General features: G+C 71.2%; 20 protein-coding genes. 12 read left to right on the forward strand and 8 right to left on the reverse strand.

All coding sequences use genetic code 11. The annotated features are described in order from the left end of the window. Nucleotides 1–90: 90 nt before the first annotated feature. Entirely contained in the window at nucleotides 91–1,518 is a 1,428-nt protein-coding gene (locus K8640_RS06805; RefSeq protein ID WP_223746319.1) for a hypothetical protein, read from the forward strand. A gap of 205 nt (nucleotides 1,519–1,723) precedes the next feature. Next, nucleotides 1,724–2,470: a hypothetical protein gene (locus K8640_RS06810; RefSeq protein ID WP_223746320.1), complete on the forward strand. Its 747-nt coding sequence runs from the start codon at nucleotides 1,724–1,726 to the stop codon at nucleotides 2,468–2,470. Between the two features lie 58 nt (nucleotides 2,471–2,528). On the opposite strand, the gene K8640_RS06815 is transcribed toward K8640_RS06810, so the two are convergent. The 3 genes from K8640_RS06815 to hemG all read right to left on the reverse strand — a co-directional run bounded on the left by K8640_RS06815 (nucleotide 2,529) and on the right by hemG (nucleotide 5,999). Then, nucleotides 2,529–3,308, reverse strand: coding sequence for a LytTR family DNA-binding domain-containing protein (locus tag K8640_RS06815; protein ID WP_223746321.1), 780 nt, complete (start codon nucleotides 3,306–3,308; stop codon nucleotides 2,529–2,531). Beyond that, nucleotides 3,305–4,360 carry a sensor histidine kinase gene (locus tag K8640_RS06820; RefSeq protein ID WP_141324242.1) on the reverse strand — a complete coding sequence of 352 codons (1,056 nt, stop codon included), beginning with the start codon at nucleotides 4,358–4,360 and terminating at the stop codon, nucleotides 3,305–3,307. Before K8640_RS06820 ends, K8640_RS06815 begins: the two co-directional genes overlap by 4 nt. A gap of 253 nt (nucleotides 4,361–4,613) precedes the next feature. Continuing rightward, a complete protein-coding gene (gene hemG, locus K8640_RS06825) occupies nucleotides 4,614–5,999 on the reverse strand; it encodes a protoporphyrinogen oxidase (protein ID WP_223746322.1) in 1,386 nt (461 codons plus the stop codon). A gap of 96 nt (nucleotides 6,000–6,095) precedes the next feature. Between hemG and K8640_RS06830 the strand changes: the two genes are divergently transcribed. Beyond that, complete coding sequence (locus tag K8640_RS06830) at nucleotides 6,096–6,794, forward strand: SDR family oxidoreductase (protein WP_223746323.1); 699 nt, start codon at nucleotides 6,096–6,098, stop codon at nucleotides 6,792–6,794. A gap of 17 nt (nucleotides 6,795–6,811) precedes the next feature. Here K8640_RS06830 and pdxH read toward each other — a convergent pair whose 3' ends face one another. Continuing rightward, nucleotides 6,812–7,396, reverse strand: a complete 585-nt coding sequence (gene pdxH, locus K8640_RS06835; RefSeq protein ID WP_223746324.1) for a pyridoxamine 5'-phosphate oxidase — start codon at nucleotides 7,394–7,396, stop codon at nucleotides 6,812–6,814. Between the two features lie 77 nt (nucleotides 7,397–7,473). Here pdxH and glgA point away from each other — a divergent pair, with 77 nt between their 5' ends. From glgA to K8640_RS06850, 3 genes are read left to right on the forward strand one after another with little or no spacing between them, the layout of a single operon-like run. Then, complete coding sequence (gene glgA / locus K8640_RS06840; protein WP_223746325.1) at nucleotides 7,474–8,907, forward strand: glycogen synthase GlgA; 1,434 nt, start codon at nucleotides 7,474–7,476, stop codon at nucleotides 8,905–8,907. 35 nt (nucleotides 8,908–8,942) lie between these two features. Beyond that, nucleotides 8,943–9,860: a serine/threonine-protein kinase gene (locus tag K8640_RS06845; protein ID WP_046711397.1), complete on the forward strand. Its 918-nt coding sequence runs from the start codon at nucleotides 8,943–8,945 to the stop codon at nucleotides 9,858–9,860. Beyond that, complete coding sequence (locus K8640_RS06850) at nucleotides 9,860–10,336, forward strand: LEA type 2 family protein (protein ID WP_223746326.1); 477 nt, start codon at nucleotides 9,860–9,862, stop codon at nucleotides 10,334–10,336. The genes K8640_RS06845 and K8640_RS06850 overlap by 1 nt, the downstream gene beginning before the upstream one ends. Before the next feature lie 3 nt (nucleotides 10,337–10,339). Here K8640_RS06850 and K8640_RS06855 read toward each other — a convergent pair whose 3' ends face one another. Next, on the reverse strand, nucleotides 10,340–11,683 hold the full coding sequence (locus K8640_RS06855; RefSeq protein WP_223746327.1) for a hemolysin family protein: 1,344 nt from the start codon (nucleotides 11,681–11,683) through the stop codon (nucleotides 10,340–10,342). Nucleotides 11,684–11,737: 54 nt separating this feature from the next. Here K8640_RS06855 and K8640_RS06860 point away from each other — a divergent pair, with 54 nt between their 5' ends. Further along, nucleotides 11,738–12,520, forward strand: coding sequence for a pilus assembly protein N-terminal domain-containing protein (locus K8640_RS06860; protein ID WP_223746328.1), 783 nt, complete (start codon nucleotides 11,738–11,740; stop codon nucleotides 12,518–12,520). Between the two features lie 3 nt (nucleotides 12,521–12,523). Here the strand turns inward: K8640_RS06860 and K8640_RS06865 are convergent, their stop codons facing one another. Further along, nucleotides 12,524–14,077: an LVIVD repeat-containing protein gene (locus K8640_RS06865; protein WP_223746329.1), complete on the reverse strand. Its 1,554-nt coding sequence runs from the start codon at nucleotides 14,075–14,077 to the stop codon at nucleotides 12,524–12,526. A gap of 144 nt (nucleotides 14,078–14,221) precedes the next feature. On the opposite strand from K8640_RS06865, the gene K8640_RS06870 reads away from it, so the two are divergent. Together K8640_RS06870 and K8640_RS06875 are read left to right on the forward strand one after the other, a co-directional pair. After that, the gene (locus K8640_RS06870; RefSeq protein ID WP_223746330.1) at nucleotides 14,222–15,229 is read left to right on the forward strand and encodes a hypothetical protein; all 1,008 of its coding nucleotides are present in this window, start codon (nucleotides 14,222–14,224) and stop codon (nucleotides 15,227–15,229) included. 103 nt (nucleotides 15,230–15,332) lie between these two features. Beyond that, nucleotides 15,333–16,328 (forward strand): WD40 repeat domain-containing protein, encoded by a 996-nt coding sequence (locus tag K8640_RS06875; protein WP_223746331.1) that lies wholly within the window; start codon nucleotides 15,333–15,335, stop codon nucleotides 16,326–16,328. A gap of 12 nt (nucleotides 16,329–16,340) precedes the next feature. Here K8640_RS06875 and aat read toward each other — a convergent pair whose 3' ends face one another. Beyond that, on the reverse strand, nucleotides 16,341–17,039 hold the full coding sequence (aat, locus tag K8640_RS06880; RefSeq protein WP_223746332.1) for a leucyl/phenylalanyl-tRNA--protein transferase: 699 nt from the start codon (nucleotides 17,037–17,039) through the stop codon (nucleotides 16,341–16,343). Between the two features lie 12 nt (nucleotides 17,040–17,051). Next, nucleotides 17,052–17,894, reverse strand: a complete 843-nt coding sequence (locus K8640_RS06885; protein ID WP_223746333.1) for an LEA type 2 family protein — start codon at nucleotides 17,892–17,894, stop codon at nucleotides 17,052–17,054. A 56-nt stretch (nucleotides 17,895–17,950) separates the two neighbouring features. Between K8640_RS06885 and K8640_RS06890 the strand changes: the two genes are divergently transcribed. The 3 genes from K8640_RS06890 to K8640_RS06900 all read left to right on the forward strand — a co-directional run bounded on the left by K8640_RS06890 (nucleotide 17,951) and on the right by K8640_RS06900 (nucleotide 22,598). Further along, a complete protein-coding gene (locus K8640_RS06890) occupies nucleotides 17,951–18,589 on the forward strand; it encodes a hypothetical protein (RefSeq protein WP_223746334.1) in 639 nt (212 codons plus the stop codon). Nucleotides 18,590–19,746: 1,157 nt separating this feature from the next. Continuing rightward, a complete protein-coding gene (locus tag K8640_RS06895; RefSeq protein ID WP_223746335.1) occupies nucleotides 19,747–21,888 on the forward strand; it encodes a TonB-dependent siderophore receptor in 2,142 nt (713 codons plus the stop codon). Between the two features lie 29 nt (nucleotides 21,889–21,917). Next, nucleotides 21,918–22,598: an HmuY family protein gene (locus tag K8640_RS06900; RefSeq protein ID WP_223746336.1), complete on the forward strand. Its 681-nt coding sequence runs from the start codon at nucleotides 21,918–21,920 to the stop codon at nucleotides 22,596–22,598. The last annotated feature ends 18 nt before the right edge of the window (nucleotides 22,599–22,616 follow it).

Here is a 22,616-nt window from a genome sequence, read left to right on the forward strand (position 1 = left end):
GAGGACCCCCGTCGTTGCGAGCCGGGCGCGGCTGGGGCGAATATCCGGGCGCCCGCCACGTCAGCGGCAGAGGTCCTGCTCTTCGCGCCCATGTCCCGACTCCTTCCTCCGCTGTTGCTGCTCGCTCTTTTGGGAAGTGCCTGCTCCACCCTGCGAGGTCGCGCCGACGAGCTGGCGCGCAACGGCCAGTTCGTCGAGGCCGCCAGCCTCTATGACGACCTCGTCGCCAAGGACCCGCACGACAAGTCCCTGGTCATCGAGCGCGATGGCCTGCGCGGCAAGGCGCTCAGCCAGCTGCTCGGCAACGCGCGGCGCTTCCGGTTGGACGGCATCGACGAGAAGGCCGAGGACGACCTGTTGCGCTTCCTCGACCGGCGCGTGCAGTGGAACGCGAAGCTCAGCGGCGGCCTGGAGAGCTCGCTCCTGGAGGAGATGGAGGGCACGCACCGGCACCTGCGCGCCGTCATCGTCGCGCCCGCGAGCCAGGGCCACGCGCTGACGGCGGAGGAGGCGCTCATCCGCAAGCGCCCGCTGCTCGCGCACAAGGAGATGGTCGGCATCCAGCGCGAGATGGAGTCCTCCGTGCTCCAGAGCGGCAAGGACACCTGCGGGCGCCTCAAGGCCGTGACGTCCGACACCGGCGCGCACTGGCGCGAGGTGGTGTCGCGCTACTGCCGCCACTGGCGCGAGCCCGCCCCCGAGCCCGCTCCGGCCCCCGAGCTCACCGGCGTGCCCACGTGGGAGGGCCAGGTGTCGGGCCTCGACTCCGCGCGCATGGCGCTCCTGCGCTCGCGGCTCGCGCGCGCCTACGAGCTGTCGCCCTGGTACTCGCCCGCCGCGAAGCCCCAGCCGGAGCTCTTGCTCGCCGGCCGCTTCGACACGCGCCGCGGCAGCGAGAACGTGGCCATGACGGCGCCGTACACGGAGCGCGTCCCCTACACCGACCACGAGGAGCGCAAGGAGACCATCGAGGAGCCGTTCGAGGCGGACGAGACGTACACCGACAAGGACGGCAAGACGCAGACGCGCAAGGTGACCAAGGTGCGCACGTACACGCGCAACTTCACCGTGCCCGTCACGCGCTACAGGGATGTGGCGCGCACCTTCGAGTACCACGCCCTGCGCCTGTCGGTGGAGCACCAGCTCACGCTGTCCTCCTCGGGGGTGCTGGACGCGCGTCGGGCCCCGCTGGCGACGGTGCTCCAGGACCACCTGTCCGAGTCCTCGCTGGAGCACGACGTCCACTTCGAGCCCGGTGAGATTCGCCCGCGCCGCGCCAGCTTCACCTCGCCCGAGGGCTGGCTGGAGCAGCGCGTGGAGCTGATGGCCCGCCGCTTCGCCGAGTCCCTCTCCGTCCACTGGCGCGAGTCCTACTGCGACGTGCCCATGCGCACATTGGACGAGGCTTCCCGCTGTGCACGCGCCGGCACCACGCTTCCCACCCCTGCCCACCAGCTCCTCTCGGAAGTGCTGGGCGACGACGCGGCGCGCATCCCGGCGCTGTTCGTCAACCGCTGACGCGGTGCGAGAGGCGCGTTGGGTACTCGGCGGGTCAATTGAGACTGGGTGGATTGTTCCAGCAGTCTGACGTGAAATACCCGTGAGTGCGGGTCAGACTCCTTTGTCAGTATTCGTACTCGGCAGCGGAAATTTTCACACAGAGGACCGTATGCATCCGAATGAAGTCCGAAGCATCGCTCGTCGCGGGACACTCGTGATGTGGATGGCTTCTTCTCTGGCGCTGACCGCTTGCGGTGGCGCGGACATGGAGGCCGCATCCTCCGGCGGTGACGCCACCGTGGCGGAGCAGTCGCAGAGCGCCGTCGCGGACCGACGCATCATCGTCTACCTCACGCCGAGCCAGCAGCTGTACGGCGTGAAGGACGGCAAGTCGACGCTCATCGCCGAGCGCGCGAGCGCCCCGTCGGTGTCGCCGGACGGCAGCCAGGTGGTGTTCTCGAAGCTGCCCTCCTCGTGGAACGTGGGCCAGCCGGTGACCAGCGCGGAGCTCCACCTCTACAAGGCGAGCAACGGCAAGACGGAGCGGCTGACGACGGGCCATGACGACCAGAGCGCGTCGTGGACGCCGGACGGCAAGAGCATCCTGTTCCAGTCGAAGCTGCGCTCGGGGCTCGCGTCCTTCTGGCGCGTGAAGGCCAACGGGAAGAACCTGATGCAGGTGACGAACCGGAGCACGTCGCTCGCCACGGACCCCGCCTACGTGCCGGCTCCGGTGAGCAACACCCCCGTGCAGTGGGGGCCCAACCAGCGCCGCATCATCGTCTACCTCGCGCCGCAGACGACGACCACCACCGAGGTGCGGGTGATGAAGCTCGACGCCCAGGACAACGTCGCGTCGGCCTACAGCCTGGGACAGGGCACCTCGCCCGCGTGGACCGAGGACGGCAACGTGCGCTTCCAGCGCGAGGAGAACGGCCAGCTCGTCGATGTCGAGGTGAGCGTGCAGTAGTCGCAGGTGAGGTGCGGCGCGAGCTGGGCGCGCCGCGACACGCGAGGGGGACTTGCGGTCAGCCCTCGTCCTCGGCGCCCTTGCGCAGACCCAGCATCCTTCGCAGCTCGCGCGCGGACTGGCGGCTGACCTCCACCGCGTGGCCCCGGGACGTGCGCGCCAGGTAGCCCCCCGTCTCCAGGGGCTCCAGCCTGGCGACGTGGCGCAGGTTGAGCAGCGCCCGGCGGTGGACCCGTTGGAACAGGTCCTGGGGCAGCTTCTCCGCCAGCTCGTTGAGCGTGAAGTCGGTGAGGAACTCGCCCTGCGCGGTGAACACCGTCACCAGCTCGTCATCCAGCGCCGCGTGGGAGATGGTCTCCGGGTCCACCAGGACGATGCCCTGCCGCGTGGGGATGGGCAGCCGCGCCAGCGCCCGGGCCTGCTGCGGCGGCTTCTCCGTGGGGGCGCCGTCCCCGCGGGCGCGGGGCTCCGCGCCGATTCTCGCGCGCACGCGCTCCAGGGCCTTCTGCAGCCGCGCGGGCTCCACGGGCTTCAAGACGTAGTCCACGGCGCCGTGCTCGAAGGCGTCCACGGCGTGCTCGGCGTGCGCGGTGCAGAGCACCACGCGAGGGCCGTCTTCCGGCAGCAGCGCGAGCGCGTCCAGGCCGCTGAGGCCGGGCATGTGGATGTCCAGCAGCACCACGTCCACGCCGCCCGCGCGCACCGCGGCGAGCACCGCCTCCCCGTCCGCCGCCTCGCCGCACACCTGCACGTCGGGCAGCGCGCCCAACAGTCGCGACAGGCGCTTGCGGGCGAGCAGCTCGTCGTCGGCGATGAGGACACGCAGGGGAGGGCTCACGTGATGACTCCTGGCAGGGGGCCCGAGCGGGGCAGGGTGACGGTGACACGGGTGCGCTCCGCGTCACTGGTGAGCGACAGGCGCGCCTGTTCGCCATAGGCCAGCGCGAGCCTGCGCTCCACGGTGGGCAGGCCCGCGCTGCCCTCGCGCGGCCCCCGGGAGGCGCCGGGGTTCTCGATGGCCACCGCCACCTGGCCGTCGCGCACCTGCACCTCCAGCGACAGCCGGCCCCGGTGGCCCGCGGCGGGGCCGTGCTTCACCGCGTTCTCCGCGAGCGGCAGCAGCACCAGCGGCGGCACGGGCACGTCCTCGGCGCCGGGGCGGATGTCCACCGCGAGCTGGAACAGCTCCGGGTCCCTGAGCAGGTGGAGGTCGAAGAGGGTGCGCATCAGCGCCAGCTCCTCGGAGAGGGGCCAGGTCGCCTTGCGCACGCCGGCGAGCACCGAGCGAAGCATGGTGGACAGCCTGAGCACCGCGGCCTCCGCCACCGCGCCGTCCTCGCGGCACCACTCGGCGATGGCGTTGAGCGTGTTGAAGAGGAAGTGCGGGTCCAGGTGGCTGCGCAGCGCGAGCAGCTGCGCCTGCTCCGCCTCCAGCGCGAAGCGGGCCGCGCGGGCGCGCTCCTTGGCCAGGGACTCCTCGAAGCCGATGTCCCGCCCCAGCCCCCAGCCGCCGACGAGGAACAGCGCGTTGCACACCATGAGGTTGGTGCGCTGGGTGAGGAACGTGGGCCCCATGTCCAGGAGCTTGGGCAGCACGATGCCCATCATCAGCACCACGCCGCTGCCCAGCGTGCCGTACATCAGCACGCGCACGCCGCCGTGGCTCAAATCCAGCCCGCTGGGGAAGAGGACCCGGTAGGTGACGGGGGCCACGCCCACGAAGACCAGGCACATGAGCACGCCCAGGTGCGGGGCGAGCGGCTCGCGGCTGAAGCTCACCTGCGCGGCGACGAGCGGGGCGCAGACGAGGAGGATGGGCACCAGCCTGCGGGGCTCCGCGAGGGCCCGCAGGGTGGCGCGGACGATGGACCCTTCGGGCTTCTCCGACATGCGCCCGGCGGAGCCTACACCGTCGGAGGCGTCACTGCTCGGGGGCCTTGTCCACGTCGAGCTCGAGCGCGTCGACGAGGATGCTTCCGGCGAGGACGACGGGGAACAGGACGATGGCGGCGGCGACGAGGAGGGTGGGGGGCATGGGGGTCTCCGGAGGCTGCGCAGCATGCATGCCCAGTCTGACGTGCCCCTCGTGCCCCACTGACCCGGTGGCGCCGGACGGTCGCCGCCCGGGGCCGAGCCGTCGCTTTCAGGCCCCCGCGTCCACCAGCGCGTCCGCGAGCGAAAGCCCGTTGCGGATGCAGTCGTTGAGGCCCACGCCCTTGTAGGCGTTCCCCGCCAGGTGCAGCCCGGGCAGGCGCGTGAGCGCCCGGTCCACGCCGTCCATCCGCTCCAGGTGGCCCACGTTGTACTGGGGGATGCCCCGCTTCCAGCGGAAGACCTCGGTGAGCGTCGGCGTGGCGGTGACGCCCGCGAGCGCCCGCAGCTCCTCGCGCGCCAGCGCCACCAGCGCGGCCTCGTCCAGCGCCACCAGGTCCGGCCGCGTCGCGCCGCCCACCATGCACGTGTACAGCACCCGGCCCGCCTCCACGCGGAAGGGGAACACGGTGGACGCGTGGATGGCGCCGAGCAGCCGGCGCTTCTCCATCGGCGGCACCAGGAAGCCGAAGCCGTCCGGCGCGGGCGTCGTCCCCGCGTCGAAGCCCAGGTGCACCACGGCGATGGGCGCGTAGTCGATGCCGCCCACGCGAGAAGCCAGCTCCGCGTCCAGCGGCTCCAGGAGGCCCCGCGTCACGTATGCGGGCGCGGCCAGCACCACGTGGGACGCCTTCAGCTCCGAGCGCTGTCCCCGCTCGCTCACCGCGAGCCGCCAGCCGTCGTCTCCCCGCGTCAGGCCCTCCACCGTGGCACCGGTGTGCGCCGCGTCCCCGAGCGCCGTGCCCAGGGCGTCGATGAGCGTGCCGAGCCCGCCCTCGAAGGTGCTCAGCGCGCCGCTCAGCTTCGGCGCGGTGCTGCCCGCGGGCAGGGCCTTCTGCGCCTTCGCCTGGGCCTTCTGGGCGTGGATGGCGCCGAGCAGGAGGCTTCTGTGCTCGCGCTCCAGCTTCACGAGCTGCGGGAACGTGGCGCCCACGCTCAGCTTCTCCACGTCGCCCGCGAAGATGCCCGTCTGCACCGCGTCCAGCAGCACCCGCGTCGCCGTGGGCCCCAGATGCCGGCGCCCGAAGTCCGCCAGGGATTCGTCCACACCAGCCGCCGCGCGGCCGCTGAACAGCTCCCCCATCACCCGCAGCTTCGCGCCGAAGGGGAGGATGTCCGACTTCAGGAACGCCGGCGGCGATGCGGGCACCGAGCGCAGCTTCCCCCGCGTGTAGACATACCGCCGCTTCGCCGCCCCATCCGCCGCGCGAATCCTGTGTTCCAGATTGAGCGCGGATGCCAGTTCTCTCATGGCGGGCTCGCGGTCCAGGAAGCTGTTGGGGCCCGTCTCCAGGAGGAAGCCCTGCTGCGCGCGCGTGCCCACCGCGCCACCGAGCCGGGGGGTTGTCTCCAGGAGAACGGCATCCCTACCGCGGGAGCGCAATCGCCAGGCGACGACCAGACCTGAAATCCCACCTCCTACGACGGCGACAGTCATGGGTTGTCTCTCCTGAATCAAATTTTCCGGTGACCAGCGTGCACTCACTCGCGTCATTCGTCCGTGTTTTGCCAAGGACATCCATTCGGCGCGTTAATGAAGAGCATGCGCTACGTCATCACCGGAGCGAGCAGGGGCATTGGGTATGAGTTCGTCCAACAGCTCCTCGAGCGCGGCGACATCGTCGACGCCGGGGTGCGCACCGAGGAGGGGCGGCGGCGGCTGGAGCCGCTGAAACACGGCTGTGCGGGGCGCTTGAGAGTCCATGCGCTGGACGTGGCCGACGAGGCGAGTGTCAGGGATTTCGCCGACGAGGTGCTGCTGGAGCCGGTGGATGTCCTCATCAACAACGCGGGCGTGCCAGGGTTGTGGTGCGCGCTGACGGACGTGGACTACGCGGACGTGGTGCGCACCTTCGCCGTCAACGCGCTGGGGCCGCTGCGTGTCACCAGCGCGCTGCTCCCGGGGCTCCTGCGGGGCCGCTCGCGCAAGGTGGCCTACGTCACCTCGCGCATGGGCTCGCTGTCGTCCAACAGCGACGGCGGCGCTTATGCCTATCGGATGTCCAAGGTCGCGTTGAACATGGGCGTGCGCAACCTGTCCAATGACTTGCGTGCCCAGGGAATCGTGCCCGTGCTGCTGCACCCCGGCTGGGTGAAGACGGACATGGGCGGGCCGGACGCGCCCTTGCCGCCACGCGACTCGGTGCGAGGGATGCTCAACGTCATCGATGAGCTGCGCGCGGAGCACAGTGGTCGCTTCTTCGACTACCAGGGCGCGGAGGTGCCCTGGTAGCACGAGGGGCCGCGTCGCTACGGGTAGAGCATCTGCGTGCGCCACGCGTCGCCGTCGCGCAGGTAGACGTGCCGGTCATGCAGCCGGCTGGGCTGGGCGTGCCAGAACTCGATGCGGTCGGGCACCACGCGGAAGCCGGACCAGTGCGGCGGGCGCGGCACGTCCCCTCCCGCGTAGCGCTTCTCCACGTCCTCCACGCGCGACTCCAATTCATCGCGCGAGCCCAGCCGCTGGCTCTGGAGGCTGGCCCACGCGCCCACCTGGCTGCCGCGCGCGCGGCTCCTGAAGTACTGGTCCGCCTCCTCGGGGGACACCACCTCCACGCGGCCCTCCACGCGGACCTGCTCGTCCAGGGGCTGCCAGTAGAAGCACAGCGCGGCGAAGGGGTGGGTGAGCAGCTCCTTCCCCTTGCGGCTCTCGTGGTTGGTGAAGAACACGAAGCCGCGCGCATCGAAGTCCTTGAGGAGGACGACGCGCGCGCTGGGGCGGCCGTCGGCGCCGACGCTGGCCACCACCACCGCGTTGGGGTCCACGGGGATGGCCTTCTTGGCGCGCTCGAAGACGTCCGCGAAGCGCTGGATGGGGTCGGGAGGTATCAGCACGGGCGCACCATAAGGGACGCGGACAGTGGGCGCACGTTCACGGTTGACTCATCCGGCGCAACCGTCATGGTTGTCACATGAAGATTCTCTTCATCTCCTCGGAGGTGGCGCCCTTCTCGAAGACGGGGGGACTGGGGGACGTGGCCGGCGCGCTGCCCGCCGCGCTCGCCTCGCTGGGGCACGACGTCAAGGTCGTCACCCCGCGCTACCGTGACTTGCGCGACGCCGGACGACTCGCGCCCACCGGACAGTCGCTCCAACTGCGCTTCCCCTTCGGCGAGGTGGGCGGGCCCATCCTCTCCGCCCGCGTGGCGGAGGGGCTGGAGGTCCTCTTCCTGGAGAACGAGCACTTCTTCGGCGGCCGCCACGGGCTGTACGGCGACGCGGCGGGTGAGTTCGGCGACAACGTGCGGCGCTTCGCATACCTGTCCGTGGGCGCGCTCCAGGCGGCCCAGCGCGTGGGCTTCCAGCCGGACATCATCCACGCGAACGACTGGCAGACGGGGCTGGTCCCGGTGGCGCTGCGGCGCGGCTTCCAGTCCACGTCGCTGTCACGCGCCAGGAGCGTGTTCACCATCCACAACCTGGCCTACCAGGGGCAGTTCCAGAAGGACGCGATGGCGGACCTGGGGCTGCCGTGGGATTTGTTCACCTCGGAGGGCGGGCTGGAGTTCTACGACACCGTCAACCTGCTCAAGGGGGGCCTGGTGTTCTCCGACGCGCTCACCACCGTGTCGCCCACGTACGCGCGCGAAATCCAGACGCCCGAGCAGGGCTACGGCCTGGACGGGCTCTTGCGCCGCCGCGCCCACCGGCTGCACGGCATCCTCAACGGCGTGGACGTGCACGAGTGGAACCCCGTCACGGACCCCTACCTGCCGGCGCGCTTCGGCCCTCGGGAGATGGAGGGCAAGGCGGTGTGCAAGCGGGAGCTGCTCCAGCGCTTCGGCCTGCCGGAGGGGGACGCGCCCGTGTTCGCCATCGTCAGCCGGCTGGCGTGGCAGAAGGGCATGGACCTGCTCCTGGAGGCGCTGCCCACCGCGCTGCAGGCGGACATCCGCTTCGTGGGCGTGGGCAGCGGCGAGGGCCCCCTGGAGGAGGGCCTGCGCGCCCTGCAGGCCCGCTTCCCGCGCCAGGTGTCCGTGCACCTGGGCTTCGACCCGGCCCTGTCACATCTGGTGGAGGCCGGCGCGGACTTCTTCCTGATGCCCAGCCGCTACGAGCCGTGTGGGCTGAACCAGATGTATTCGCTGCGTTACGGGACCGTTCCCATCGTCCGGGCCACCGGGGGGCTGGTGGACACCGTGGAGGGGGGGCTGGACGGCAACGGCATCCTCTTCGAGGCCTTCCACAAGTCGGCGCTCCTGGCCGCCTTCCGCCGGGCCCAGGCCCTCTACGCGGACCCGCCCCGGCTCGCGGATTTCCGGCGGCGGGGCATGGAGAAGGACTTTTCCTGGGATGTCTCCGCCCGGCGATACGAGGCCCTGTATTCAGCCTTGATGGCTGAATAGTGGGTGCCTGCGGAAAATCGCAGTAGGCTTGTGTCGTGGCGGATGCTCCGGACCTGGGTGGCTACGAGGTAGTCGGCCGACTGGCCGTTGGCGGCATGGCGGAGGTGTACCAGGCGCGAGCCCGGTCCACGACGCAGCGCTCGCCCGGCGAGCCTGACGAAGTTGTCATCAAGCGGTTGCACCCGTCGTTCCGCAACGACACGGCCTACGTGAAGGCCTTCGTCGACGAGGCGAAGCTGACGGTGCGCCTGCGACACGCGCACATCGTCCGGACGTTCCGCCTGTTCAAGGCGGGGCCGGACTACCTCATGGTGCAGGAGCTCGTCAGTGGCCGGACGCTCGGCTACATGCAGGAGCTCTTGCTCAAGGCCGGCGCGGCGATGCCGCCCGAGGCCGCGTGCTACATCGCGTGGTGCCTGCTCAAGGCGCTCGACTACATCCACCGGGCGAAGGTGGGGGAGAACGGCGCCACCATCGTCCACCGCGACCTCAACCCGGCCAACGTGCTCTTGGGCATCAACGGCGACGTGAAGCTGACGGACTTCGGCGTGGCGGAGGTGGAGGGGATGATGCGCGGCGACGCGGGCGCGCTGCGCGGCACGCTGCCGTACATGAGCCCCGAGCAGGTGCTGGGGCAGGCGGTGGACGCGCGCACCGACTTGTTCGCCGTGGGCATCATCCTGTGGGAGCTGTTCGCCAGCCGGCGGCTGTACTCGGGCGACAACGAGGCGGACCTGATGCACAAGGTGCGCGACGCGCGGGTGCCGCTGCTCTCCTCGGTGACGTCGGACCTGCCGGACTACGCGGGGCTGGTGGTGCGCAAGGCGCTCTTCGCGGACCGGGCGCGGCGCTTCCAGTCGGCGGCGGAGTTCATCAAGGCGCTGGAGGCGCTGGCCCGTCGGGCGGGCTGGCCCCTCACGGTGGAGGCGCTCCAGCCCCTGTTGGGCGGCTGATGCGCGCGCGGCTCCTCGTCCTCGGGGCATGGGCGGCGCTCGTCGGCCCGGGCTGCCTGGGCGCGGTGCCCCTCAAGCCGCGCGCCTACGACGAGGCGGTGCGCGTCGAGTCGCTGGACGTGGACTTCCAGGCGGACGGCTCGGGCCTGCTCGATGTCGGGCTCCAGGTGAGGAACCCCGCGTCGGACCCGGCGACGCTCACCGCGGTGGACTTCGAGCTGTGGGTGGACGGACGGCGCGTGGCCACCGGCCAGCAGCACGTGGACGCGGCGCTGGCGCCCCAGGGCGAGGTGCCCCTGCGCGTGCTCTTCCCGCTGGCCGCCGAGCGCGTCGTGCCGGTGACGGGGGCAGTGCCGGTGCGGCTGCGCGGCGGGGTGGTGCTGCGCTTCGGCGGCACGGAGCGGCGGGCGTCCTTCCGGGCCCAGGGCTCGCGCAAGCTCACGCACGTGCCCCCGCTGGAGGGCATGGCGGAGTGACGCTCAGGACTTGGCCGCGGAGGCCTCGGAGCGAGGCTCCTTGGGGCGCGTGTCCTTGCCCGGCGTGGCGCTCTTGAGCCGGGACATGCGCACGCGGTCGATGCGAGCGCCTTCCTTGTTGGCCACGACGAACTGCCAGCCGTTGTAGGTGAAGCGCTCGCCCACGTCCGGCAGGTGGCCGGCGAGCGACGACAGGTAGCCGCCCAGCGTGTCGAAGTCGCCCTCGGGCAGCGGGAAGCCGAACGCCTGGGTGAAGCTGTCCACCTCCATGGCGGCGTCCACCATGAAGCTGCCGTCCGCCATCTTCTCGACCTGCTTCTCCTCCACCTCGAACTCGTCGCCGATGTCGCCGACGATTTCACGCAGGATGTCCTCCAGTGTGACGACGCCCATGAAGCCGCCGTACTCGTCCACGACGATGGCCATGTGGATCTTCCGCTTCTGCATGTCGCGCAGGAGGTCGCCGATGGGCTTCATCCACGGCACGAAGTGCGCGGGGCGGATGATGTCCTGCAGGACGATGAGCTCCGGGTGCTGCAGGAGCGGGATGATGTCGCGCGCGTGCAGCACGCCGATGATGTGGTCCACGTCGTCCCGGTACACGGGGATGCGCGAGTGGTTCTCCTCGGCGAGCAGCCGCAGCAGGTCCTCGGAGGAGATGGTGCTGTCGACGGTGACGACCTCGGTGCGCGGCACCATGACGTCGCGGCAGCGCTTGTCGGACAGCTCGAAGATGGAGCGGATGAGCTGGGGCGCGCTCTTGTCGACCTCGTTCTTCGCGGCCTGCGCGGCGAGCAGCTTCTCCAGCTCCTCGAGCGGCGGCGGCGGCGGCTCGAAGCGCAGCGTGCGGCCGAAGGTGCGCGCCATCAGGTTGAGCACGCCCAGCACCACGCGCATGGGCGGATAGAGCACCGCCACCAGCAGCGACACCACGCCCGACAGCCGCAGCGCCCAGCGCTCCGGGTTCGCGTTGGCGAGGCCACGCATGGTGACCTCCATGAGGCTGGCCAGCACGCCGACGAACAGCGCGCCCGCGGCCACGGTGGCGACGGGCAGCCACGCGGCCTCACCGTAGCGCGTCAAATCCAGCATGCGCGGCGGGACGAACGCGCCGATGGCGGCGGCGAGGAACCCGCTGAGCAGGGTGCCCAGGCGCAGCGCGGTGGCGGTGGCCTCGCGCTCGGTCTTGTGGCGCAGCACGCGTCGGCTCGACGCGCCCTTGTGGGACTCGGCCAGCTCCTGTGCACGCAGGTCCGACGTTCCGTAGAGCGCGGATTCGGCCGCGGCGACCAGCGACCTGACGAAGCACAGCGCCAGGCAGGCGACCCAGAGGGCCCAGGTAGGCATAGAGCACCGTTCTTATCCCGTGCTAAGGGTCCGTTCCACCCCGCCGGAGCCCCGATGCCCGCTCGCATGTATTCCCTTGGAGCACTCCTGGCCCTCCTCGTCCCCACGCTGGCCCTGGCGTGGCCGGTGGACCTGGTCCGTCCCCTGGACGTCGACAAGGAGCAGTTCCAGAAGCTGGCGGCCGTCGAGTGGGTGGAGGTGGAGGACCCCTCCGTGGCCCACGTGGAGGTGCTCCAGGGCAGCAACGAACTGTTGCTCAGTGGGCGAAAGCCCGGGCGCACGCTGATGCTCCTGTACGCGGAGGGGAGATTCGCCGTGTGGCGGCTGACCGTGGGCAGCCCGCCGGAGGAGGACGTCACGCCCCGGCTGGCGGCGGCGCGCAAGGCGTGTCCGGACCTGAAGGCCACGCAGGGCGCGGAGCGCGGGTTGACGGCCACGGTGAAGGACGCGGCGTGCCGCGCGGCGCTGCTGGAGGTGCTGCGCACGGACGCCTTCGTCGCGCGGGACCTGGAGCTGACGTTCGACGTGCCGGCGCTGCAGGAGCAGCTCACGTCGTTCACCACCGCGCTGCAGCCGCTGGGCCTGGAGGCGCGCTACAGCGGCGCGGGGCTGGTGGTGTCGGGCTCGGCGAGCCGCGAGGACTGGCACAAGGCGCTGTGGGAGCTGTTCCGCCGCTCGGCGGGGCGGGTGCCGCTGGAGGACCGGGTGGAGGTGAAGGCCCCGGAGCCCTCGGCCGCCACGCCGGACGCGGGCCCGGACGTGAAGCCGGAGCCCCCGGTGGAGATTGAAATCCTCAAGCCCGCGCCGAAGAAGCCCACGCGCAAGAAGGCGCAGTGAGGCTCAGGGCGTCTCGCGCAGGATGAGCAGGCCGCGCGAGGTGTCCACGGCGTAGACGAAGCCATCCCCGGGCACGCGCATGCCGATGGCGCCGTCGTAGAAGCTCTCGCCGCGCATCGGGTCGTCCGGACGGAAGGTGTTGTAGTGGGCCACCTCGCGGGGGCTCTCCGGGGTGGACACGTCCAGCACGCGCACGCCCTCGTGGTACCAGGCGACGTAGAGCTTCGTGCCGGACAGCACCATGTTGTGGATGGAGACGTGCTGGCGCAGGCGGTACTCGCCGATGCGCTTGGGGTTCGCGGCGTCCGTCACGTCCAGCACGCGCAGGTGCGCGCCCCAGTCCTCGCCGCCCTCGAAGGCGATGAGGCGCTCGCCGTAGCGCGCGACGGCGCTGGCGTGGCTGTTGGAGTGCTCGTAGCGGTAGGCGCCGAGCTGCCGGGGCGCGGCGTCGTCCTGCAGCGACGCGATGACGTAGCCGGCGCGCCAGAAGTTGACGTAGAGCCGCCCCTCGAAGGCGAACATGTCGTGGGGGCCGTAGGACGTCGCCGCGGTGAAGCCCGTGGCCTGGAAGGTGCCCGTCAGCTGGGGGTCGAGCGGCTGGGAGATGTCATAGACGAGGACTTCTCCGGTGGGCGCGGGGGACGCGGCGAACAGGCGGTTTCCCTCGACGAACACCGTGTGCACGTTGGTGCGTGAGGTGCCCATCGCGCGCACCTCCAGCGGCTCGCCCGGGGTGCTGATGTCGAAGACGATGACGCCGCGCGAGTCGCTGGCGATGTAGAGCGCGTCGTCCTTCGCCCACACGCCGTTCCAGTAGTTGTCGTTCGTGCGGCGGATGTTGCGGGTGAGCCGGGGGTGGGCCGGGTCGCTCACGTCGTAGACGAAGAGGCCGCCGTACAGGGACACGACGTAGGCGTGGCCCTTGGTGACGTAGACGTCGGCGGCGAGTCCCGCCGACACGGCGGTCTCGGACATCAGCTCCAGGCCGGAGGACACCGGCTCGCCGTCGCGAGGCGTCACCTTCCACGCGTCGAAGGTGCCCTCGCTCTCGAGCCGGCCGTTGATGCAGTCCACGTAGCAGCCCTGCAGGCGGTTCGGAGCGGGGGACTGGCAGCCGATGAACGAGCGGCGTCGGGAGGTGGTGCCCGAGGTGAATGAGCCGGAGGCGAAGACGACGCCACCGGCATGCACCTGCCGCGTGTCGAGGGGCAGGCCGCCCGCGTACTGGTCGCCCGAGTCCGCCAGCCGCATCGATTGCGACGAGAAGGCGTAGGTGTTGCCGTAGCGGGGCGTGCGCGCGCGCACGTGAATCGTGTAGACGCCGTCGGGGTCCAGCGAGGCGAGCTGCCCGGGGGTGCAGCCGGTGATGTCGAAGCTGCCCAGGCTGCCGCAGGCGTTGGAGGCGGCGTCCACGCCGCAGGTGGCGAAGGGGCCCGTGTCCTCCCAGTCGCCCTCGTCGGCATCGCTGACGGGAGGTTGGGGCTCGGGGTCGGGCTTGTCCTTGCCGCAGGCCATCAAGGCCAGTGTCATCGCGGCCAGCATCGACAGGGCGCGCATGGGCTCATCCTGGTGAGTGGGTGTCGGGGTGTTCATATCGCGAAGGTGCTGGCCGTGCTTCGGGCGCGGTGCGTCGAGGTGCCGCCAGGCGCCGGGCTTGGGGTATGAACGCATCCAGGATTCGAGTCGCCTGGAGGAGAGCGGATGCGATTGTCGATGCGGTCGACTGCGTGGGTGTTGGGGTGGGCGCTGCTCGCGCCGTGGAGCGCGGGGGCGCAGGACGATGATGGCTCGGTGAAGTTCATCGTCCCCTCCGACGTGGAGCGGGGCTGTCCGAAGCGCCCGGACGTGGTGCCCTTCACCCAGCGCTCGCAGGCGGGGCTGGAGGGCTCGGGCTGGTTGGTGCACCAGGCCATCATCCCCGAGTCGAAGGACCCCTACTTCAAGGGGCTGGAGCGGGAGCGCGCCGGCGTCAAGCGGGTGGACGAGCTGGACATCCGGAAGCTGGGCGCGCCGGACCCGACGATTCCACTGTGGATCTACGGCAAGACGGACGCGGTGCCCTGTCGCGCGGTGCCGAGCGCCTGGTGGGCCGTGCGCATGGGCGCCACGGACGCGGAACGCAAGACGTTCCTCATGGCGGAGGTGCAGGCGGAGTGCGACCTGCTGCCGCCGGGCAGGTTGTCCGGCACGCCGGTGGCGCTGCGGCAGAAGGACGAGCCCACGGGCTGCAAGCTGCGCCGACCGACGGAGCGCGAGACGGGCAAGGAGGCGGAGGGGCTGCCCTCGGACGTGATGGAGTACGTGCCCGCGCGCGACTGCGACATGCCGGAGTGCGGACGGCTGTGGGAGCGCATCGGCGCGAGCTGGGAGGACGGCACCACGGTGAGCGACTTCCTGGTGACGTGGATGGAGCGCGCCGGGAAGAAGAACCCGTGTGACTGGGCCACGGAGGACCTGTCCCTGGTGCTGCACAAGCCCATCGGCGCGCTGACGCCCGTGCAGCTTCGCAATGGCGGCTCGGTGTTCTTCGGCGGCCTGCACGACAGCGGCGGGCTGAAGTTCATCCTCACGCGGGACTTGATGTCGCTCTACGTGCACGAGGTGGCGAAGCCCAAGGCCGCGCCGAAGGCCGTGCGCTACAGCAGCCCCTCGGAGGAGGACCTGATGGTGCAGCAACGCACCCTGTCCCCGTGCAAGGTGAGGCGCTGAGGGAGTTCGTCGTCTCCGGTGACCGGGGACGCGCCCTGGCTTCGTATGCGGAGGGTGGGGCGCGGTCAGGCCCCCGCTCCCGCCCCGTCGGCCGAGCATCCCCATGCGAGCTTCCCGTCCCGTCATCACCGAGTCCAACGCGGAGAGCCTCAAACCGGTGGCAAGGCTCGGTCCCGCTGTGCCGGACTTGTTTGCCTGTGGCCAGCGGCTCGTCTTCGACCCGACGGGTGCCCGGCTCGGCGCGCTGGCGCGGAGGGGACAGCCCCTGCGGTGGTGGGATGTGGAGACGCTCTCGCCGGAGCCGATGGGCACCCACGAGTCCGCGTCCGGAATGCACTCCCTGGCGTTCCCTGACGCCGAGCACGTCTTGACGGTGGTGTCCGCGAACCGGTCGCCCCAAGGACCGTGGCGGCCGAGGTTGGTGGCCTTCTGCGCGACGGACGGTGCACAGGTGCGTGAGCGGCACCTGACGCACGCGGTGACCCGGCTCGCCGTGTCCTCGGATGGCGCGCGGTTGCTGCTGATTCCGTTGGAAGGTGACTCGCCCGAGGTGTGGGACCTGAAGTCCTGGCGGCCGCTTCGTGAGCTCACGCCGATGGACCTGGGCGTGTCGGTGACGGCGTGCGCGCTCTCTGTGGAGGGCCGCTACGCCGCGGTGACCTTCCACGCCGATGACCGACGCAGCGAGAACCTGTGGCTCTGGGACGTCGCCTCCGAGGCCCGCCCCGTGGCGCTCTCCATCGACGCGTCCACGGTGTGGAGTCTCGCCTTCCATCCGACGCAGCCGCTGCTCGCCGTGGGCGGAATCACGGAGGAGGTCGCCGTGGTGCACGTGGGCGAGCGTCGCCAGGTGAAGTCGCTCGCGGGCTTCCAGGGCTACGCGTGCAACCTGAGCTTCAGCCCCGACGGCGCGCTGCTCGCCGCCTCTCGCGATGGCCGAGGCTTCGGCGTGCATCGCTTCGACACGGGCGAGGCACTGTTCAGCCATGGCGACGGCGAGGACCTGCACACGAGCGACGCGGTGTTCTCGCCCGACGGGCGCCTGGTGGCGTGGGGCAGGGCGGACGGCACCGTGGAACTGTGGGGCGTGGAGGACTGACGCTCGCGCTCGTCACTCGGACGCGGGCTGGGTCCACTTCCCCTGCCGCGTCGGTTGGCGCAGGGCCTCGCGCAGCGCGGTGAGGAAGCGCTTCCGGGGCCAGGACTCCGCACCGAAGCGCGACAGGTGCTCGGTCTCCACCTGGCAGTCCACGAACTGGAAGCCCCACGCCTTGAAGCGCTCCACCGCGGTGACGAAGGCCACCTTCGACGCGTCCGGCGCCAACGCGAACATGCTCTCGCCGAAGAACGCCGCGCCCAGCGACACGCCGTACAGCCCGCCCTTCAGCTCGCCTCCCGCCCACGCCTCCACCGAGTGCGCATAGCCGCGCTCGTGCAGCGCGACGTACGCCTCCAGCATCTCGTTGGTGATCCACGTGCCGTTCTGCCCGGGGCGCGTCACGCGGCCGCACTCGGTGATGACGCGCGCGAAGGCCGTGTCGTAGCGCACCTCGTACTCGCCCCGCGCCAGCGTCTTCCTCAGGCTGCGGCCCACGTGGAGCTTGTCCGGCTCCAGTACGAAGCGCGGGTCCGGCGAGTGCCACAGGATGGGGTCCCCCTCGCTGAACCAGGGGAAGATGCCACGCGAGTACGCCGCCAGCAGCCGCTCGGGGCTCAGGTCCCCGCCCACGGCGAGCACGCCGCTCTTGTCCGCGCGGTCCGGAGGAGGGAACAGCTCCGGGTGCTCTTCACTCAACAGATAGATGGGCACGCATCGCCCATCCTAGCGGGACACGTTCAGCTTCACCTCGCCCGTCAGCGAGTACGGCACCCGCATCAGTGGACCCGTCAGCTCTCCTGTCACCCCATAGGGCAGGATTCCCCGTGAGATGAGGGACTTCACCTCCGGCCCCCACGAGTCCTTCGTCACCGCCACCTCCACCGGGTACACACCCGTGGCGGACGCATCCACGCTGTCCGCCTGGGCCAGCGTCCCGCTGTCCAGCGCCTTGCCCGCCACCGCCACCTGCCACGTCAGCCCATCCAGCTTCAGCGGGAAGGGGTTGGGGTTGCGGATACCCAGCCGGAGGTTGAGCTGCACCTCCTCGGCCGAGTAGCGCGCCCCATCCAGCTCCTCCACCACCACGGTGGGGAGGCGGGGCACGCGCACCGCGCGGCTCGCGGCGAAGGGGACCTGCTGCTCGGCGTCGCCGGAGCGCACCACCAATACGCCTCGGAGGGCGAGCAGCACCGTGCCGCCCTGGGCGCTCAGGCGCGCGAGGTCCTCGGGGCTCTGGACGTAGGCGGCCTTCTCCTCGAAGGAGACCTCCGTCGCGGTCCCGGGCTGGAGGGCTGTCTCCAGCCTGGCGGAGCCCTTCTTGAGGACCTTCCCGTCGGAGACGAGCTCGTAGTCGGCCCGCTCCACCATGCCGGGGCCGGCGCTCTCGAGCTGGGCGCCGAAGCGCAGGGTGGCCTCGGTGAGGCCCTGGGATTCCACGGAGGTCTGCTGGCCTGTCAGCGAGGCCGAGGCCGACGGACGGGAGGGGGCCGAGGCGCACCCCAGACCCAAGCAGACGAGTGCCGCGAGCTGGACGACGAGCGAAGTCTTGCGCATGACGCTAGACATTGTGTGCACCCTGGAGGGCCTCCCCAAGGGCTTTTCCGCTAGACTGTCCACCACTCGTGGTCCGACGCCGCCCCAACTTCAACAAGACGGTCCGCGCCCTCATCCGGGACATCGCGACGAAGCTGCCGGAGTTCGCCCACGTGAAGGCGGGCCGCATCCTGGTGGTGGCGGGTGAGGCGCGCCGAGCCTCCCGCGGCACCGTCAAGCCCCTGTGCTTCCGGGGTGGCAAGAGCAAGGACCGCCGGGGCCGGCGCAAGCCCGTCATCCGCATCCGCGGCCGGCGGATGCTCTACTGCATCACCCTCCGGCCGCTGTTCTTCCGGGGGTCCACCGCCCGGGCCCGACTGGAGACGGTGATGCACGAGCTCTTCCACATGTCGCGCCGCTTCGACGGCACGCTGCACTCGGGGCGCAGGCACGCGGTGCTCGGCAAGGACTTCTCCCGGAAGCTGCGCCCCCTGGTGCGCCGCTACCTCAAGCAGTGCCCTCCGGAGCTGCTCTCCGCCCTGGCCCTCACCGGCGAGGTGCGCGTGCTCCAGTGGCTGGAGCGTCCCGGCCCCGCCTACGTCCCCGGCACCCACCGGCGCGTGCGCAAGGTCTACACCGAGGACCAGCTCTATTACGGCATCGCCCGCATGGTGACGCCCAAGCCTCGCATCCAGCGCGAGGCCGCCGCGCGCCCCAAGCTTCACTAGGTCGAGGGGAAGCGCCCGGCGCTCGCCTCGACGGCGAGGCCGCCAGTTGTGCGAAGCGCCGCAGCGCCGAGGGTTAGCGCCGGGTTCCCTCCTCGGCGGCGAGGCCATCCGCGCCAGCCTCCACGGCGCGCGCGCCCGCGCTGTGCCGCCTGGGCCGAGCCCTCATCCAGAGGCCGTCTGCGCCGAGTTCCACGGTGCCCCGCCCGCGCGGTGCCGCCTGGGCCGAGCCCTCATCTCGAGGCCGTCTGCGCCGAGCTCCACGGCGCCCCCGCCGCGCTGAGCCGCCTGGGCCGAGCCCTCATCTCGAGGCCGTCTGCGCCGAGCTCCACGGCGCCCCGCCCGCGCGGTGCCGCTCCTCATCGAGAGGCCGTCAGCGCCCGTCTCCAAGGCGCCCCGCCCACGCGGTGCCGCTCCTCATCCAGAGGTCGTCTGTGCCCAGCTCCACGGTGCCTCCACCCGCGCGGTGCCGCTCCTCATCCAGAGGCCGTCTGTGCCCAGCTCCACGGTGCCTCCACCCGCGCGGTGCCGCTCCTCACCCAGAGGCCGTCTGTGCCCAGCTCCACGGCGCCCCGCCCGCGCGGTGCCGCTCCTCATCCAGAGGCCGTCCGCGCCCAGCTCCACGGTGCCCCCGCCCGCGCGGCATGGCCCTGGCCGCGCGCCCTCCGCTCGCCCCGGGCCCCACGGAGTGTCCGCCCCGGACTGTCCCTGGGTGCGCCAATCCCCACTCACCGTCCTCCTGGAACCCGCACTTGTCCGCCCCGGGACAGAACCTGGGAGAGAAGATTGACTTTGATAATGAGTATCAATATCGTCAGTCGCGTTTCAGACACCGGGGTGGAGATGCGCGACGGATGCCAGCGGGAGGGCGAGGCGGGCGAGCTGCGGTGTCTGTGCGGAAGTCTGCTGGCAAGGCGGGTGCCCGAGGGCGTGGAGCTCAAGTGCCGGCGGTGTCATCGGACGCGGGTGGTGCCGCTGGAGCGGCCGCCGGGTGATGGGAGCGCGAAGGGCGCGCACGGTGGAGCGGTGGGAGTTCCGGGGCGCTCGTCCCGGGGTGTCACAGGTTTGGACTTTGAGGCCCGAGGCCGTTGAGCCCAGTGCCCCGTGGGGACTCCAGGACGCTGGGGAGTCTCGACCGGTCGCGGGCCGGAGGACGTTGTATGCGCGGCAGTTGGTGTCTCTTCGTGTTGGCCTGTGCCGCGCCGTCGATGGCGTGGGGCTCGATGGCGTCGGAGCCCGGGGCTGTCACGGCCCAGGCACCCGGGGACGCCGCGCCCCAGTTCTCTGTCCCTTCTGAAGTTCAGTCCGCCGGGGAGCAGGTCCCGGCGCAGTCGGAGTCTTCCGCGTCGGGCGTCACCGAGGATGCGGCGGAGCAGTCGAAGCAGGCCGAGGTCGTCGCGGGTCCAGGGGCCTCGACGACCTCGGCATCTTCGACGCCCGTGCCCGCGCCGACGGACGCGTCGTTCGACGAGGTGCCCACGGCGCGCACGGTGGTGACGGCGTCGCGCAGGCAGGAGCGGCTGAGCGAGACACCGGTGGCCACCGAGGTCATCACCCGCGCGGAGATCGTCGCCAGCGGCGCGCGCGACGCGTCGGAGTTGCTCGCAGCGCACCCGGGCCTGGTGGTGAACCAGACGTTCGCGGGCGCGTCGCTCCAGGTGCAGGGCCTGGGACCCGAGTACGTGCTGGTGTTGGTGGACGGCGAGCGCGTCGCGGGCCGCGTGGCCGGCAGCGTGGACCTGTCGCGCCTGTCCCTCGAGGACGTGGAGCAGGTCGAAATCGTGAAAGGTCCCTCGTCCGTCCTCTACGGCAGCGACGCGGTGGGCGGCGTGGTGAACTTCATCACGCGGCGCGCGCGCAGGCCGCTCGGCGGAGAGCTGCGGCTGGCATACGGCCAGCTGGACCGGCTGGACCTGGACGCCACGGGTGAGGCGCGAGGCGAGAGCTGGGGGCTGCGGCTGAGCGGCGGCCTGCAGCGCCGCGCGTCCTACGATTTGGACACGACGGACGTCGGCACCAGCGGCAGCAGCCTGGACGGCTTCGACGTCTCGGCGAGCGGCGACCTGAAGAACCAGGGGGCGATGTCGCTGGAGGCGTCCGCGGGCGTCTCGCGGCGCACCCAGCGCGGCATCGACCTGGGCGCCACCGGCGCGGTGTTCGACCGGGCCAGTCGAGACACGTCCATCAACTCGCGCGTGGCGCCGTCGTGGAAGCTGAGCGACGACGCGTCGCTGCGCGTGGAGGGCTCGTACTCGCGCTTCCAGCGGACGTACCTGCGCGACCAGCGCCGCTCCTCCGCGCTGGACACGGTGGAACAGACGCGCGACCAGCAGGCCCGCCTGGGCACGCAGCTGGACGCGCGCCTGGGTGAGCGGCACGCGCTCGTCGTCGGCGCGGAGGCGCTGGGCGAGTGGCTGACGGCGGACCGGCTGGAGACGGGCACGGGCGAGCGGGGCCGAGGCTCTCTGTACGCACAGGACAGCTGGACGCTCCTGACGGAGCCCAGGCTGGTGGTGGTCCCCGGCGCGCGCGTGGACGTGGACACGCAGTTCGGCTCGGCGGTGACGCCCCGGCTCGCGGCGAAGGTGGACCCGCTGTCGTGGCTCACCGTGCGCGCCAGCTACGGCTGGGGCTACCGGGCGCCGGGCTTCCAGGAGCTGCTCATCGACTTCGAGAACCCCTTGGTGGGCTACGTCGTGCGCGGCAACCCGGACCTGAAGCCGGAGCGCTCGCGCAGCTTCAGCGTCGCCACCGAGGTGCGCCCCACGGAGCGCTCGCTCTTGTGGGTGAGCGCGTTCCAGCACTCGCTGCGCGACATGATTGGGACGTCGGTGGAGCAGGGCGGCGAGCAGCAGCAGTTCTCCTACGTCAACGTGGCGCGCGCGCGGGTGCGCGGCGGCGAGCTGGGCCTCCGTCAGCAGTTCCCGTGGCGACTGTCGGGGGAGCTGGCGTACTCGCTCACCGACGGCCGCGACCAGTCGCAGGAGCGCGCGCTGGAGGGCCAGGCGCGTCACCGGCTGACGGCGCAGGTCACCTGGCGCCACCGCGAGTGGGGCCTGGAGACGTGGGTGCGCGGCGCGCTCGTCGGTAAGCGCCCCTTCTATCCGGACACGGATGGGGACGGCGTCGCCAACCCGTACGACTCGGACGCGTACCTCTCCCTGGACGCGCGCATCGCGTGGCGTCCGCGCGAGGCGCTCCAGTTCTTCGTCATCGGCTCCAACCTGGCCGATGCGGGCAACCCGACGGACCTGCCCATTCCTCCGCGTTCCTTCCAGGCCGGCGTCGCTGTCCGGCTGTGAGCTTCCACCCCCACTTCCCAGGAGCCCGTATGTCCCGTCCCACCTTCCTCTCCGCGTCCCGCGTCGCCGCCGCGCTGTGCCTGTCCGGTCTGCTCGCCGCCTGCGGTGACGACCTGGAGCCCACGCCGGGCGAGGACCTGGACCCGACGGACGGCACGCACATCAGCCACGTGAGCAACGCGGACGGCTCCATCTCCACCACGGTGAACGCCACGGACTCGTCGGTCTGGATTGGCCTGGACCTGGACGAGGGCGCGCAGGTGCCGCCGGAGACGGACGCGCTCTGGGACCTGTCCTTCAATCGCTACCACATCCGCTCGCGCGGCGGCGTCAACGGCACGGGCGGCGTGGAGGTGGCGGTGGTGTCCGGTCAGGACTTCGCGGGGCTGACCCAGGCGCCCGCGAGCGGCTACGCGGTGGACCAGGACGACGGGGACGACGAGGGCTCGGACCCCGACACCGTCTTCGAGGCGAACGGCGCCTGGTACTCCTATGACGTGTCCACGCACAAGCTGACGCCGCGCGCGCAGGTGTACGTGGTGCGCACCGACTCCGGCGCGTACGTCAAGGTGAAGATGGAGTCCTACTACGACGACGCCGGCACGCCCGCGATGCTGAAGCTGCGCTGGTCGAAGCTGACGGCGCCCACGGGTGGCGCGGCCGTCGATGACGTGCCGTCCGAAGAAATCTCCGCCGAGGCCTCGCGTTGATGTCGCCGTCCTGTTCCC

It is taken from the genome of Myxococcus sp. XM-1-1-1 (assembly GCF_020037095.1).
GTDB lineage: Bacteria > Myxococcota > Myxococcia > Myxococcales > Myxococcaceae > Myxococcus > Myxococcus fulvus.

Excerpts from the sequence above, each read along its gene's own strand:
- K8640_RS06805 (WP_223746319.1), top strand. The coding sequence starts at position 91 with ATGTCCCGACTCCTTCCTCCGCTGTTGCTGCTCGCTCTTTTGGGAAGT.
- K8640_RS06810 (WP_223746320.1), top strand. The coding sequence starts at position 1,724 with ATGGCTTCTTCTCTGGCGCTGACCGCTTGCGGTGGCGCGGACATGGAG.
- K8640_RS06820 (WP_141324242.1), bottom strand. The coding sequence starts at position 4,360 with ATGTCGGAGAAGCCCGAAGGGTCCATCGTCCGCGCCACCCTGCGGGCC.
- hemG (WP_223746322.1), bottom strand. The coding sequence starts at position 5,999 with ATGACTGTCGCCGTCGTAGGAGGTGGGATTTCAGGTCTGGTCGTCGCC.
- K8640_RS06830 (WP_223746323.1), top strand. The coding sequence starts at position 6,096 with ATGAAGAGCATGCGCTACGTCATCACCGGAGCGAGCAGGGGCATTGGG.
- glgA (WP_223746325.1), top strand. The coding sequence starts at position 7,474 with ATGAAGATTCTCTTCATCTCCTCGGAGGTGGCGCCCTTCTCGAAGACG.
- K8640_RS06850 (WP_223746326.1), top strand. The coding sequence starts at position 9,860 with ATGCGCGCGCGGCTCCTCGTCCTCGGGGCATGGGCGGCGCTCGTCGGC.
- K8640_RS06855 (WP_223746327.1), bottom strand. The coding sequence starts at position 11,683 with ATGCCTACCTGGGCCCTCTGGGTCGCCTGCCTGGCGCTGTGCTTCGTC.
- K8640_RS06860 (WP_223746328.1), top strand. The coding sequence starts at position 11,738 with ATGCCCGCTCGCATGTATTCCCTTGGAGCACTCCTGGCCCTCCTCGTC.
- K8640_RS06865 (WP_223746329.1), bottom strand. The coding sequence starts at position 14,077 with ATGCGCGCCCTGTCGATGCTGGCCGCGATGACACTGGCCTTGATGGCC.
- K8640_RS06870 (WP_223746330.1), top strand. The coding sequence starts at position 14,222 with ATGCGATTGTCGATGCGGTCGACTGCGTGGGTGTTGGGGTGGGCGCTG.
- K8640_RS06875 (WP_223746331.1), top strand. The coding sequence starts at position 15,333 with ATGCGAGCTTCCCGTCCCGTCATCACCGAGTCCAACGCGGAGAGCCTC.
- K8640_RS06885 (WP_223746333.1), bottom strand. The coding sequence starts at position 17,894 with ATGTCTAGCGTCATGCGCAAGACTTCGCTCGTCGTCCAGCTCGCGGCA.
- K8640_RS06895 (WP_223746335.1), top strand. The coding sequence starts at position 19,747 with ATGCGCGGCAGTTGGTGTCTCTTCGTGTTGGCCTGTGCCGCGCCGTCG.
- K8640_RS06900 (WP_223746336.1), top strand. The coding sequence starts at position 21,918 with ATGTCCCGTCCCACCTTCCTCTCCGCGTCCCGCGTCGCCGCCGCGCTG.